Raw genomic sequence first — 12,759 nt, 5'->3', positions numbered from 1 at the left:
CGATCCGGCCCCTCCCGGGCCCTCTCCCGATCCGGTCCCTCCTCCCGGGCCCGGCCCGGCGGTCGCGTCCGGGAGGAGGTTCACGGTCGCGTCCGATTCCCGCCAGCCGTCCCCCCTGCGCTGGGGCTAACGTTTCAGGTGTGTCCGCGACAGAGCTCGACTTCGACTCCTGTTACCGAGCGGTGGCCGCCCGGGACGCCCGCTTCGACGGGCGGTTCTACACGGCGGTCACCACGACCCGCATCTACTGCCGCCCGGTCTGCCCGGCGCGCACCCCGACCTCGCGCAACGTCCGCTTCTACCGCCACGCGGCGTCCGCCGAGGCCGCCGGGTTCCGGCCCTGCAAGCGCTGCCGGCCGGAGCTCAGCCCCGGCGACCCCGGCTGGGACCACCGCGGCGACCTGGTGGGCCGGGCGCTCCGCCTGATCGACGAGGGGGTGGCCGACGACGGCGGGATCACCCGGCTGGCCGGGCGGCTGCACATCACCGAGCGGCACCTGCACCGGCTGTTCGCCGGCGAGCTCGGCGTGGGGCCGCTGGCCGTGGTCAGGACCAAGCGCCTGCTGCTGGCCAAGCAGCTCCTGACCGAGACCGGGCTGCCGATCAGCGACGTGGCGTTCGCCGCGGGCTTCGGCAGCGTCCGGCAGTTCAACGCGACCATGAAGGAGACCTACGGCTTCACCCCCGGCGAGCTGCGGGCCACCGCGGGCCGCGCCGCATCGGGGAACGCGCTGACGCTCCGGCTGCACCGGCGCGAGCCGTACGATGCCGGGACGCTGATGCGGTTCCTGGCGGCGCGGGCGATCCCGGGGCTGGAGCAGGCCGACGAGACCTCCTACCGTCGCGCGGTGCCGCAGGGGACGATCACCCTCACCCCGCTCCCCGGCCACGTCCGGCTGGACGTCACCCTCGACGACACCCGCCACCTGGCCCGCGTCGTCGCCCGCGCCCGCCGCCTCCTCGACCTCGACGCCGACCCCGAGGCCATCTCCGGCGCCCTCGGCGAGACCGCTCTCGCGCCGCTGGTCGCCGCCCGGCCCGGGTTGCGCGTCCCCGGCGCCTGGGACGGCTTCGAGGCCGCCGTCCGCGCCGTGATCGGCCAGCAGATCTCCGTCGCGGGCGCCCGCACCATCCTGGGCCGCCTCACCGCGCGCGTCGGCCGTACGGCGGGCCTCGTCACGGCCGGGGCGAGCGGCGCGGACGGGGGCTGCGCCGGCGGGGACGGCCCGCACCTCCTGTTCCCCACCGCGGCCGACCTCGCTGAGGCCGACCTCGCCGGGCTCGGGCTGACCGGACGGCGGGTGACCACGCTGAAGGCGCTCGCCACGAAGGTCGCCGACGGCGAGATCGACCTGGACGGCGCCCAGGAGCCGGCCGAGGCGGTCGCCCGGCTGCTGGAGGTGCCGGGGATCGGCCCGTGGACGGCCGGCTACATCGCGCTGCGCGCCCTGCGCGACCCGGACGCCTGGCCCCGGGGGGACCTCGGGCTACGGCGAGCCATGGCGTGCCTGGGCATTCCCGATGACCACATCGAACGGTGGCGGCCCTGGCGGGCCTACGCCGCGCTACATCTCTGGAGTTCGGAATGATCACCACCACTGTCACCACGACGATCGAGGCGCAGGTCCTGCCCACCCCGGCCGGGCCGCTGTCGCTGCTCTCGCACGAGGGGACCCTCGTCGCGGCCGGCTTCACCGCCGACCCGGAGGAGATGTTCGCCAGGCTCTCGCCCGCGATGCGGGCTCACGGCCTCGCCAGGGTGGACGACCTGGGTCACGCGGCGCGGGCCGTACGCGACTATCTGGACGGCGACCTCGCGGCGCTCGACGCCGTCGAGGTGTCCCAGCCGGGGTCGCCCAGGCGGCAGCGGCTACTGACCGCGCTCCGGGAGGTGCCGGCCGGGACCACGGTCACCTACGCCGAGCTCGCCGAGCGGGCGGGGATGCCGAGGACGGCCGCCAGGGCGGCCGGCGGGGCGTGCGCGCAGAACCTGATCGCGCCGTTCGTCCCGTGCCACCGCGTCCTGCCGTCCACCGGCGGCTTCGGCGGCTACTACTACGGCACCCCGGTCAAGCAGTGGCTGCTCGCCCACGAGAAGGCCGTCGGCTGACCGCCCGGTCCGGTCCGGCGCCCCGCCGTCCGCGCCTCAGCCGATCCGCGGACGGCGGGGCGCCGCGCCTCAGCCGGTCCCGGTGACGGTGCTCTGCACCTCGCCCACCTCGACGTCGCGGGTCGCGCCGACCTGGATGGGGTCGTAGGGGTCGTAGGCGAAGGGCGCGACGCCGCCCTGCCCCTGCGCCGTCACCTCCCACACCGAGGTCACCGTCAGCTCGTAGACCTCGCGCGGCTGGTCGACCGAGGCGTGGAGGTACTGGACGCCGCAGGTGAACGTCCCGCCCTTGGTGTACGGCTTGCCGGTCGGCCCGCAGTCCGTCATGACCCTGGCCCGGTCCTCGGTCGTCCCGGACTTGATCGTCATGTCGTGGAGGTTCGCGGTCACGGTGGCGCTCATGTAGCCCGGGATCGTGGCCGTCACCGACCTGGTGGTCTGGCCGACGTCGTCGAGCCAGACCCAGGTCGGGAGGTTGACGTAGCTCTTGACGTCGGGGTTCAGCTTGATCTTCGGCTCGGGCACGGTCAGCGCGGCGCGGGCGATGTCGAGGAGCTCCTGCATGGTGATCGCGTTGGGCGGGGTCGTGTTCGGCGGCACCCAGATCTCGGGCTCCATGCCGCCGAAGCAGGAGACGCCGGCGTCGGTGCCGTCGTGCGCGACGTGCCACCAGCGGCCCTCCTGGCCCACCTTGTCCTTGTACTTGTCCAGGTAGCCGTCGTCGGGGGTCTCGCCCCAGGTCCGCTCCGCGCTGTTCTGCCGGTCGTTGCGGAACTTCATCTCGTCCTCGGCGTTGTTGCCCGGCTCGTACCAGCAGTGGCGCTTGACCTGGTACCCGTCGCTCTTGGCGCCCAGGCCGGACCCGGACAGGCGGATCTGGGAGTTGTACAGCTCGATCCTGCTCGTGTTGCCGCTCTGGCTGGTCCGGACCCCGCCACCGCCGCCGCCGTCCGGCTGCGGGCCGGGGGCGAGCAGGAGCAGGCCCGCGACGGCCACATTCACGATCATCGGAGACACCCCTTCGCGGGTTCACTGGGCAGGTCCTCGTACTGGAGCAGCACGATCCGCCAGACGCCGTCGTCACCGCGGCGCATCCCGGCGGTCTGCAGGAACGGTTTCCGGGTCCACGACGGCTGCTTGCGGACCGCCGTCCCGGTTCCGGCGTCCAGGAGTCGCATGCCGGTCTCGTCGACGCAGGCCTTGAACGTCGCGCCCCGGCCGTCGACCGCGGCGACGTTCATCGCGTAGATCCGGGAGACGCCCCGCAGCGACGTGCGGTGCTCGATGAACCGTCCCACCCACTCGCGGCCCTGCCAGGCCCCCTCGTCCCGCATCGCGTTCAGGTAGGCGGTGTCGGCGCCCCGGGTGACGACGGCGCTGTACGACCCGGCGCGGTAGTCGCGGAAGGCGTTGATCATCCCCGTGGTGTCGGGGTCGGACACCGCGGGCCACTCGACCACCACCCGCACGCCGGGGGAGATCACGATGGTCTCCTCCTTCGGCCCGGAGACGGCGCCGTCGGTGCGCCGCGGGCCGTCCGTGCCGCCCGGTGCGGGGCTGCCCGCCGCGTCCCGCGACGCGCCCGGCGGGTCGGCCGGGAGGTCGACGGGGGTGAACGGCCGGGCGGGCGGCGAGGAGCAGCCCACCGGCGCGGCCAGGGCCAGCGCGGCCAACGCTCGCATGACGGTCACGTTAGGAGCGCCCGCCGCACGGAACCACCGGTATGCACGAATCAGCATGGTTCCGCTCCTCCCTCCGTCCCCGGTCATCCGTGTCTTTTCCGTCCTCGCGTTCTCCGCCCGGCGGGCTTCGCCGTTCAGCGCGGTCATGCCGACGGCGCCGAGCGCATCCGCCACGCGGGCAGCAGCTCGTCGATGAGCGCCTCGGTCTCCGGCGCCATCCCGCCCCCACCGGGCCGGGCGGAGCGCCGGTGCAGGCCGTCCGCCACGGCCCGCAGCCTGGCGGCGTCGCCGGTGAGGTGGGTGGCCCGCAGCAGGTCGCGCCAGAGCCCCTCGTCGTCGGGGGCGAGCAGCAGCCCGGCCCGCACCGCGGCGACGGCCCGGTCGGCCTCGCCGCGGGCCAGCCGTACCTCGCAGAGCCGGTGGGCGGCGTCGGCGACGGCGGCGGTCACGTCGTACTCCAGGTCGTCGGCGGCCAGCCAGGCGTACCGGCCGCGCGGGCGGTCGGCGAGCAGCGGGCCGCGCACCAGCCCCAGCGCCTTCTCCAGCAGTACGGCGCGCATGGTCGGGTCGGCCTGCGCCCGGCGGGCGAACGCGCGGAAGAGCGACCAGTCGGTCCGCACCTCGGGGCCCAGCCGGAGCCGGCCAGAGTCGTCGGTGTGGAGGTTGGGCCGGCCGGAGCGGTCCGTGCCCAGCCAGTCGACGACCCGGGCGATGGTGGCGTCCCGGACCGCGGACTGCACGCCGCGCGGCCACAGGATGCCTCCCAGCACGACCGGGTGGACGCCGGCCGGGTGGGTCGCGAGGTAGACGACGAGCTCCGCGGCGAGGGCGGCGCGGCCCTCCTCCATCGGCGGCGGGCCGAGCACCTCGGCCGGGCCGAGGATCCGCACCTCGACCGAGGGCGCCCCGGCGGCCCGCCGCGACTCCGGCCCGTCGGACAGCGGCCCGTCGGACAGCGGCCCGTCGGACAGCGGCCCGTCGGACAGCGGCTCGCCGTCGAGCCGGTCGGCGGTGTGGAACAGCTCCACCAGCGAGCGGTAGTGGCGTCGGGGCAGGAGCTGGGCGGTGACGTCGAAGCCGAGCGCGTCGACGAGCGCCCGGCCGTCCTCGGTGATCTCCCAGTTCCAGGTGGCGTGCGGCGCCTCGCCCGCCACGACGTACCCGGCGGCCGTACGGACGCCCCTCCTGGCCAGCAGCGCCAGGCGTCGGCCCTCCTCAGGCGTAGGGGCGACCGCGGACAGCACGTAGTGCGGCGGCCAGATCGGGTCGGCGGCGCGGCCGTGGATCCGGCCGGTGAGCACGTCGTCGCCGTGGCCGCGCTCGTTCGCGGTGGCCTCCAGCTCGGGCAGGACCTCGGCGAGGGAGCCCGCGCACCGGATCCGGTCGGGGGCGATCACGGCCAGCTCCTCCCCGAAGCCGACCAGCGTGATCCGCATCCGGTCGGACCAGCGGTTGGTGGCCAGCTCCACGGCGAGCGCGGCGAGCGCCGAGGTGGTCCGCTCCCCCTTCAGGCTGATCAGGCCGTGGGCCGCCTCCAGGTCCACGAGCACCCGGCCCTCGCCGTTGGAGCCGAGCGAGACCAGCCCCGGGTACGGCGCGGGCGCGTCGGCGAGGGACCGCTCGTCGATCATCCGGCCCTCCTCGGCGGACAGCCGCCAGACCTGGCCCCCGTCGCAGGAGACCCAGGGGGCGGGGGCGTCCTCCTGCGGCGGGTGGATCCACAGGTCGAGGGTCTGCGCGGACAGGTAGGCGGCGTAGACGGTCGGCGGGACGCGCCGCTGCCCGGCGAGCGACCTGCCGAGGAGCCGCAGCCCGAGGTCGAGCATCCGGCTGCCCGGCGCGTCGGCCCCGATCCTGAGCGCGACCTCGGCCTCGGCGGCGTCGTCGCGCGGCCGGACCACCCGGCGGCCGAACGCCCTCTCCCAGAGCTGCCGCCTGCGCCTGCCGCCGAGGGCGGCCAGCACCCCGGCCGCCAGCAGGGAGGCCCCGGCGAGGTAGTCGAGCAGCGGCGCCCCGGTCTCGGGCTCGGCGGCCCAGTCCGGGGGGACCGGCCGTTCCGTGACGGTTCCCCGGCCCGGGTCGCCCGGCGCGTGCTCCCGCCCGGTGGCGCGCTCACCGGTCCGGGCGGGGTCGGCGTGCTCGCCGGTCCGGGACGGCTCCGCGGTGCCGCGGCCGGTCTCGGCGGGGGCGGGCCGTTCCACCCGCCCGGGGTCGCCGGACCGCCGGTCTCCGGAGCCGTCGCCGGGCAGGACCGAGGTGTCCTGGGGCGGGGAGACCTCCGTGTGCCTCCCGGTGTGGTGCCCGGTCCCCGTCTCCTCCCCCGCCGGGAGGTCCCGGGCGCCGGGTGTGACGTGCTGGGTGCGTCCGTCGAGCTCGGCGGGCTTGTACGGATGGTCCTTGAGGGTCTCGTCGCGCGGCTGGTCCACCGGGACGATGTGCACGTTCCTGGCGTCGTCCGGCATGTCGAGCACCCAGCCGGGCCTGATCAGGTCGGCCATGTGCAGGCGGCTGCCGTCGGGCTGCTCCTTGTGCTGGTTGAGCCGGTAGACCTCCGGATAGCGGCGGCCGTCGCCCAGGCACTTCTCCGCGATCTCCCACAGGCTCTCGTGGTGGCGGCCGTGCGGCGGCTGCACCACGTACACCTTCTTGACCTCGGCGACCGGCGTCAGCGGCGCCCGCTCCCCGGCGACCGGGGCCGGCAGCGCCGACAGCGCGTCCGCGGCGGCCGCGGCGACCGGCGGGCCGACCGGCAGGCCGCCGGGCCGGGCGATCGGCACCACCACCGCCGACACGGTGAACAGCAGCAGCGCCGCCGAGACCAGCCGGTTGGCCAGCGCCTGTGTGCCGCCGGAGAACGGCACCTGGGCCGGCATGCCGACCCGGCGGATCCCGGCGTAGACCTCGACGATCACGCAGACGGCCAGTTGCAGCCAGGCGAGCCAGACCAGCAGTACGAGGATCGCGATGATCGTGCTGGTGCCGACCTGGCTGGTCAGCACGTCCAGGTCGAGCAGCTCGGGAGGGAGGGGCGGCCCGGCCAGCCGCAGCAGGGCGTAGGGGACCCCGCCGACGAGCGCGGCCAGCAGCACCAGCGCGCCGAGTCCGGCGAGCACGTCGCCCGGCGTGCGCCTGGGCCTGATGCGCACGGGCTGTCGCGGTGGCATGCCTCTCCCTCCCATCCCTCCCTGTCTCCCTCCTCGTCCAGGTTCGCCCCGTCCCGCGGGCCGGGCGGGCGGTACACCCCGATCGGCATGGCTCGCCGTCCGCGGCGGGCCGGGGCGGCGCCCGGGCGGGGCGGGACGGGCCATCAGGCGTCGTCCCCGGCGTCCGGGCCCGCGGTGACCTCGGCCTTCATATCGGAGCCCGGAAAGCCCAGCGCGGCGAGGAAGATCGCCTTCCAGGGGACGGTGACCCCCACGGTGACCTCCGCCTGTCCGGCGCCGACGGAGCATCCGGCGATCCGGACGTCGCCGGCGGCGTGGGCGGCGACGATCTCCTCGGCCTCGGCGCAGACCTCGCCCTCGTCCATGAGCCGGACCTGGCCGGTGGCGCGCAGCGTCTCCTCGTCGATCCGGTCGGCGGCGGCCCGCGCCGCCTGCTCGGCGATGTCGGCGGCCCGCAGCCGGGCGTTGATGGCGGCGCCGCCGTCCACCAGGAGCCCGGCGAGCAGGAAGACCGCCACGGAGAAGACCGCCGTGAAGACCGACATCGACCCCCGCTCGCCCGCCCGCCGGACCGGTCCGGAACGCGGCGACCGCCGCATGGCGCTCATCCCCCGTCCTCCTCCACCCGCCGGAACCGCTCCAGCGGGACCACCGAGTCGCCCTCGATGTCCTTGGCCGCGCCGAAGCCGAGGAAGCTCAGGTCGAGCGAGCAGGTGACCTCGGCCCGGACCCGGCCGCCCATCTCCCACCGGCTGCCCTCCAGGCTGACCTGCGGCTCGCACTGCCCCGACAGGGAGTCCCGCGCCGCCTCCTGCGCCGCCGACTCGGCGTCGGCGAACGAGCGCTCGACCGAGGCGGCCCTCGCCGCGTCCCTGGCCGCGCCGTTGACCTCGCCCTGGGCCTCGACCAGCCTTCCCGCGCCGACGAGAAGCAGCAGGAACAGCAGGAAGACCGGGGCCAGCAGGACCGTCTCGGCGGTCAGCGAGCCGCGTTCGCCGCGCGGGCCGTGCCGGGTGGCGGGCGTCCTGCCGCGCGGGCCGGACCGCGGGCCATCGGGCCAGGGGCTTCCGGTCCGGGGGCTTCCGGTCCGGGGGTTCCCGGTCCGGGGCGACCGCCGTCCGCCGCGCCGTGCGAGGGCGCTCACGGGCATCCCTCGCTCCCGTCGTCGGGCCGGAAGCACTCGACGGGGCCGCCGAACCGCGCGGTGATGGTGAGCGTCGTGGACGGCAGCAGCGGGACCACCTGGACCGCGGTGGCGGTGATCTCGACGCCGCGCCGGCCGTCCTCGTCCCACGCCGTCACGGCGGCGCCCTCCAGAAGCTTCGGGCCGACCGCCCTGAGCACCTGTTCGGCCCTGGAGGTGGCGTCCGACTCCCAGGAGTCGGTGTCGATCCGGGCGAGGCGGGCCCCCTCCCGGGCGGCGGCGTCGGCGACCTGCCGCCCGTGGAACCACAGGGCGAACTGCACGACGAGCAGGATGATCGCCAGCACCACCGGCATGATCATCGCCAGCTCCACGGCGGCGGCCCCGCGCTCCCGGCGGCGCCGTACGGCGGTCCGCGCGGTCGTCCGTACGGTGGCCCTCACGGCGGCCCGTGAACGGCCGCGGCCCTCGCCGGCGGGTGAACGGGCACGGCTCCCGGCGGCGGGCTCCCGGCGGAGCTCAGCCGTCACCGAAGCCACCGCCGTTCCCCTCTCCGCCGCCCCCGCCGCCTCCGCCCCCGCCGCCGAACTGGTTGGAGATCTCGGCCTGCTTGCCCTCGACGAGGGTCTTGATGAGGGTGGCCAGGCCGAGCGCGACCCCGGCGATGATCGCCGTGATGATGACCCACTCGACGGCCGAGGCGCCCCGGGTGGGGGCGTTGCGGGCCCGCTCGATCCTCGTGCTCAGGAACGCGGCCGTATAGACGATCCACGGATGGTTGCTCAGCATGGTCAGGACCCCAACATCTTCATAGCGGCCGGGTAACTCAGGAAGATCACGAAGCCCGCGCAGAGCAGGAGCTGGGCGACGAGCATCGACTGCGAGCGCTCGCCGGCCTGCCCCTCCACCTCGGCGAGCTCGCGGCGCCGCAGGGTCGCGGCGCGGGCGGTCAGGGACGATCGGACCTTGGCGCCGTCGTCGGCGACCAGCCCGAGCGCGGCGGACAGGTCGCGCAGCTCGTCGACGTTGATCTCGTCGCCGAGCTGCCCGAGCGCCTGCCAGGGGGTGATGCCGACGATCCGGGCGTTGCCCAGGGCCTCGCGGATGCGGGACATCGCCCAGTTGGCGCCGTCGTCGTCGGCGTTCGGGCTGCCCACCGAGACCGCCATCATCAGCGCCTCCGGCACACCGCGCCCGCCCGCGAGGTTCATCGCGACCAGGTCCAGGAAGGCCCCGACGACGTGCCGGAAGTCACGGCGCATCCGGGCGGCGTCCCGCTTGGTCTGCAGGTCGGGCAGGACGAAGAAGACCCCGGCGACCGCGAGCGCGGCCCACAGCGGCACGGTGAGCGAGACGCCCCACCCCATCAGCACCAGCCAGCCGACCAGCAGCGGGAACGCCAGCAGCCCGGAGGCGGCCAGCAGCGCCTTGGTGGCGAGGAACCCCTCGAACGACCTGCCGAGCAGCGCGAGGTCGGCCCTGGCCGAGCGGGCCTCCCAGCCGCGCGCCGCGTAGAAGCGGGCCAGCCGCTCCCCCAGGGAGCGCCGGAAGGCGCTGACCTCCTCGTCGGGCAGGACGAGCCGGGCGCGCGGCGCGTCGGTGCCCTCCCGGGCGGCGTCCAGCGCCAGCAGCCGCGACACCAGGCCGGGCCGGGCCGGGAACAGCGCCCGGACCAGCAGGAACAGGCCGAGCCCCAGCACGCCCCCGGCGAGCACTCCCTCGGTCATTCGTGCGCCTCCCCCGTGGACGGCAGGCCCAGCAGCCGGGCCGGCTTGTCGAAGCGGGCCAGGCGGCGCATCCAGGCGAACCCGGCTCCGAAGAACCCGGCGACCACCACGAGCACGGCCTGGCCGAGAGTGCTGTCGTACTCCTCGACGTAGGAGGGGTTGAACACCACCAGGGCGACGGCGAAGGCGACGGCCGTGCCGACCACGATCTGCACGCTGCGCCGGGTGGAGCGGCGCTCGGCCTCGACACGGCGGCGCATGTCGAGCTCCTCGCGGGCCGACACGGCGAGCGCGCCCAGCACGTCGCGCAGGCCGGGGCCGCGCAGCTTGGAGTTGAGGATCAGCGCGGCCACCACCAGGTCGGCCGAGGGGTCGTCGAGCTCGTCGGCGAACAGCCGCAGCGCGTCGGGCAGCGGCATGCGGGTGTGCAGGCGGTCCACCAGCGAGCGCAGGTGCGGGCGGAGCGTGGGGGCCGCGGCCCTGATGGAGGAGGGGATGGCCTGCTCCAGGCCGGCGGCCCCGGCGATGGTGTCGCGCAGCGACTCGGTCCAGGCGGCCAGTCCCTCCAGCCGCCGCATCGCGGTGCGCTCCTCGGCCGCGCCGCCGGAGAGGCCGCGCCAGCCCAGGGCGAGCAGGACGGCGCCCGCCGCCATGACCGGCCAGCCGGTCACCACGAGGACGACCACCCCGGCGATCGCGCCGACCGCCGAGCGGGTGGACAGGGCGCGCAGGACCTCCTTGCGGCGGGGGCCGCGACCGGGGACGGCCGGGCGGGGGCGCACGCCGTACAGGGCGAGGCCGAGCAGGAACAGTCCCGCGCCGACGGCCGCGCCGGCGAGCATCACCAGCGGGTCGAGCAGCCCGGGCGGGACGGGGATCATGACCAGCCTCCCGGGTCGTAGCCGTGCCGGGCGAGCTCCTCGGCGCACGACAGGGGGGCGTGCGGCAGGACCCGGCCGTCGGGCGCCTGGGCGAACACCTCCGACGACAGCACCCGGCCGTCCACGCCCGCCACCTCCCGCACGCTGGAGACGAAGCGGCGCAGCCGTCCGCCCGCGGCGTACTCGTTGCGCTTCTCGATGAAGACGACGAAGTCGATCGCGCCCGCGATGAGCATGTGGGTGGCCTCGATCGGCAGCCGCTCGGTCGCCTGCAGGGCGTAGGTGGCGATGCGGTTGAAGACCTCCATCGAGGAGTTGGCGTGGATGGTGGACAGCGAGCCGTCGTTGCCCTGGGTCATCGCGTTGAGCATGGTGACGATCTCGTCGCCGAGGACCTCGCCGACGATCACCCGCGAGGGGTTCATGCGCAGGGAGCGGCGGACCAGCTCAGCCATGCTGATCTCGCCCTGGCCCTCGGAGTTGGGCAGCCTCTGCTCGAAGGCGACGACGTTGGGGTGCAGCTCGGGGAACTGGTCGAGACCGAGCTCCAGGGCCCGTTCCACGGTGATCAGGCGCTCGGTGGGCGGGATCTCGTTGGCCAGCGCGCGCAGCAGGGTGGTCTTCCCGGCGTTGGTCGAGCCGGAGATCATGATGTTCTTCCGCGCGGCGACCGCGGCCGACAGGAAGCGGCCCACCTCCGGGGTGAGCGTGCCGTTGCCCACCAGGTCGCTGAGGAAGACCTTGCCCAGCCGGGCACGGCGGATGGAGACGGCCGGGCGGACCGTGACGTCCATGACCGCCGAGAGGCGGGATCCGTCCGGCAGGCGCAGGTCGAGCTGGGGGTTGGCGGTGTCGAACGGCCTGCTGGACAGGCCGCTGTAGGCGGCGAGGATCTGGATCAGCTCGACCAGTTCGTCGTCGCTGTCGGCCACCGGCTCGGCCAGGCCCTCCCGGCCGTCGGCGTAGCCGACGAAGACGCGGTCGCAGCCGTTGATGTCGATGTTCTCGACCTCGGGGTCGTCCAGCAGCGGCTGCAGGCGGCCGACGCCGAACAGGGCCGCGTGGATGCCGGCGGCGAGCGCCTCCTCCTCCTCGGCCGTGGGCGGGGTGCGGCCGACGCCGATCTCGCCGCGGGCGAACTCCTCCAGCACCTGGGCGATCAGCGCCCGGGCGAACTGGCGCTCGTCCTCGCCGGTCATCGGGGCCAGGCCGCCGGCCTGGTCGAGGCGGCGCTGGTGGGCCAGGCGGTCGCCGACCTCCTGCCGGAAGCGCTTCACGAGGGTGTGGTCGACGGTCATACGGCCGGCTCCGGGGCTCGGACGGTGGCGACGACGCGGGCGGCGAGCTCGCGCGCCGTACGGATGACCAGGGAGCGGTCCAGCCGGCCGCCCCACTGGCCGCGCAGCAGCTCGGCGCCCTTGGGGTCGTGCGCGAGGCCGCTGACGAAGGCGACCCGGCGGCCGGTGGCGGTGACGATCCGGCGGACCTCCTCGATGGCCGTGCGGTACTGGCGGGGATCGGCGATCACCACGACCGCGATCTGGGGGTCGCGGGGCATGATGTGCAGGCGCTCGCGCAGGTGGGCGACGTGGTCGAGGCTCGCCCTGGTGAACAGCAGCACCAGCTCCGCCTCGGCCGTCAGCTCGGCCGTCTGCGGGTGCCCGCCGAGGCGGCCGCAGTCGGCCAGCACGTCGGCGCCGGGCAGCGCGGCCAGCGCGCGGCCGAGCGGGCCCCACATCCAGGTGAGCCCGGCGGCCTGCTCGCCGTGGGTCAGCCCGGCCAGCACGTCGAGGCCGCCGACGATCTTCTGGGTGTGCTCGTGGATCTGCTCGGGGCGAAGGCCGCGGCGGGCGGTGGCGCCCAGGGTCAGCAGTCCCCGGGCGGGGTTGAGGACCCCGCCGTCGGCGGCCGGGAGGCGGTAGGCGAGGTCTCCCCCGGCCGGGTCGCACTCGGCGAGCAGCACCGGGTGCGGCCAGACGGCGCCGAGCGCGGTGGCCGCCGTGGTCACGCCCGGGGCGCCCTTGTCGGCGGCCAGTGCGATGAGCGCCACC

Annotated in this window: 13 protein-coding genes; 2 read left to right on the top strand and 11 right to left on the bottom strand. The window is 75.4% G+C overall.

The genetic code is table 11. The features are described from left to right. Positions 1-140: 140 nt before the first annotated feature. Entirely contained in the window at positions 141-1,589 is a 1,449-nt protein-coding gene (locus ACFYSC_RS08450; RefSeq protein ID WP_389958499.1) for a DNA-3-methyladenine glycosylase 2 family protein, read from the top strand. Next, complete coding sequence (locus ACFYSC_RS08445) at positions 1,586-2,110, top strand: methylated-DNA--[protein]-cysteine S-methyltransferase (protein ID WP_389958496.1); 525 nt, start codon at positions 1,586-1,588, stop codon at positions 2,108-2,110. The genes ACFYSC_RS08450 and ACFYSC_RS08445 overlap by 4 nt, the downstream gene beginning before the upstream one ends. 69 nt (positions 2,111-2,179) lie before the next feature. On the opposite strand, the gene ACFYSC_RS08440 is transcribed toward ACFYSC_RS08445, so the two are convergent. The 11 genes from ACFYSC_RS08440 to ACFYSC_RS08390 form a co-directional block, all read right to left on the bottom strand. After that, entirely contained in the window at positions 2,180-3,118 is a 939-nt protein-coding gene (locus ACFYSC_RS08440; protein WP_389958493.1) for a hypothetical protein, read from the bottom strand. Continuing rightward, a complete protein-coding gene (locus ACFYSC_RS08435) occupies positions 3,115-3,792 on the bottom strand; it encodes a hypothetical protein (RefSeq protein WP_389958490.1) in 678 nt (225 codons plus the stop codon). The genes ACFYSC_RS08440 and ACFYSC_RS08435 overlap by 4 nt, the downstream gene beginning before the upstream one ends. Positions 3,793-3,935: 143 nt before the next feature. After that, complete coding sequence (locus ACFYSC_RS08430; RefSeq protein WP_389958487.1) at positions 3,936-6,956, bottom strand: BTAD domain-containing putative transcriptional regulator; 3,021 nt, start codon at positions 6,954-6,956, stop codon at positions 3,936-3,938. 143 nt (positions 6,957-7,099) lie between these two features. After that, positions 7,100-7,564: a pilus assembly protein TadG-related protein gene (locus ACFYSC_RS08425; RefSeq protein ID WP_389958484.1), complete on the bottom strand. Its 465-nt coding sequence runs from the start codon at positions 7,562-7,564 to the stop codon at positions 7,100-7,102. After that, positions 7,561-8,100 carry a TadE/TadG family type IV pilus assembly protein gene (locus ACFYSC_RS08420; RefSeq protein WP_389958481.1) on the bottom strand — a complete coding sequence of 180 codons (540 nt, stop codon included), beginning with the start codon at positions 8,098-8,100 and terminating at the stop codon, positions 7,561-7,563. The genes ACFYSC_RS08425 and ACFYSC_RS08420 overlap by 4 nt, the downstream gene beginning before the upstream one ends. Continuing rightward, a complete protein-coding gene (locus ACFYSC_RS08415; protein WP_389958478.1) occupies positions 8,097-8,543 on the bottom strand; it encodes a TadE/TadG family type IV pilus assembly protein in 447 nt (148 codons plus the stop codon). The genes ACFYSC_RS08420 and ACFYSC_RS08415 overlap by 4 nt, the downstream gene beginning before the upstream one ends. 76 nt (positions 8,544-8,619) lie before the next feature. Next, complete coding sequence (locus ACFYSC_RS08410; protein WP_362928883.1) at positions 8,620-8,889, bottom strand: hypothetical protein; 270 nt, start codon at positions 8,887-8,889, stop codon at positions 8,620-8,622. Positions 8,890-8,891: 2 nt separating this feature from the next. Next, positions 8,892-9,827, bottom strand: a complete 936-nt coding sequence (locus tag ACFYSC_RS08405; protein ID WP_362928881.1) for a type II secretion system protein — start codon at positions 9,825-9,827, stop codon at positions 8,892-8,894. Continuing rightward, complete coding sequence (locus tag ACFYSC_RS08400) at positions 9,824-10,708, bottom strand: type II secretion system F family protein (protein WP_362928879.1); 885 nt, start codon at positions 10,706-10,708, stop codon at positions 9,824-9,826. The genes ACFYSC_RS08405 and ACFYSC_RS08400 overlap by 4 nt, the downstream gene beginning before the upstream one ends. Beyond that, positions 10,705-12,006, bottom strand: coding sequence for an ATPase, T2SS/T4P/T4SS family (locus ACFYSC_RS08395; protein WP_362928877.1), 1,302 nt, complete (start codon positions 12,004-12,006; stop codon positions 10,705-10,707). The genes ACFYSC_RS08400 and ACFYSC_RS08395 overlap by 4 nt, the downstream gene beginning before the upstream one ends. Continuing rightward, positions 12,003-12,758, bottom strand: a complete 756-nt coding sequence (locus tag ACFYSC_RS08390) for a hypothetical protein (RefSeq protein ID WP_389958473.1) — start codon at positions 12,756-12,758, stop codon at positions 12,003-12,005. The genes ACFYSC_RS08395 and ACFYSC_RS08390 overlap by 4 nt, the downstream gene beginning before the upstream one ends. Between the last annotated feature and the right edge of the window lies 1 nt (position 12,759).

It is taken from the genome of Streptosporangium sp. NPDC004379, assembly GCF_042873875.1.
In the GTDB taxonomy this organism is placed as follows: Bacteria; Actinomycetota; Actinomycetes; order Streptosporangiales; family Streptosporangiaceae; genus Streptosporangium.
This window is presented reverse-complemented; position numbering and strand designations above follow the sequence as displayed.

What these genes read in the sequence shown, in the direction of transcription:
- ACFYSC_RS08445 (WP_389958496.1), top strand. Translation starts at nt 1,586, where the DNA reads ATGATCACCACCACTGTCACCACGACGATCGAGGCGCAGGTCCTGCCC.
- ACFYSC_RS08440 (WP_389958493.1), bottom strand. Translation starts at nt 3,118, where the DNA reads ATGATCGTGAATGTGGCCGTCGCGGGCCTGCTCCTGCTCGCCCCCGGC.
- ACFYSC_RS08435 (WP_389958490.1), bottom strand. Translation starts at nt 3,792, where the DNA reads ATGCGAGCGTTGGCCGCGCTGGCCCTGGCCGCGCCGGTGGGCTGCTCC.
- ACFYSC_RS08430 (WP_389958487.1), bottom strand. Translation starts at nt 6,956, where the DNA reads ATGCCACCGCGACAGCCCGTGCGCATCAGGCCCAGGCGCACGCCGGGC.
- ACFYSC_RS08425 (WP_389958484.1), bottom strand. Translation starts at nt 7,564, where the DNA reads ATGAGCGCCATGCGGCGGTCGCCGCGTTCCGGACCGGTCCGGCGGGCG.
- ACFYSC_RS08410 (WP_362928883.1), bottom strand. Translation starts at nt 8,889, where the DNA reads ATGCTGAGCAACCATCCGTGGATCGTCTATACGGCCGCGTTCCTGAGC.
- ACFYSC_RS08405 (WP_362928881.1), bottom strand. Translation starts at nt 9,827, where the DNA reads ATGACCGAGGGAGTGCTCGCCGGGGGCGTGCTGGGGCTCGGCCTGTTC.
- ACFYSC_RS08400 (WP_362928879.1), bottom strand. Translation starts at nt 10,708, where the DNA reads ATGATCCCCGTCCCGCCCGGGCTGCTCGACCCGCTGGTGATGCTCGCC.
- ACFYSC_RS08395 (WP_362928877.1), bottom strand. Translation starts at nt 12,006, where the DNA reads ATGACCGTCGACCACACCCTCGTGAAGCGCTTCCGGCAGGAGGTCGGC.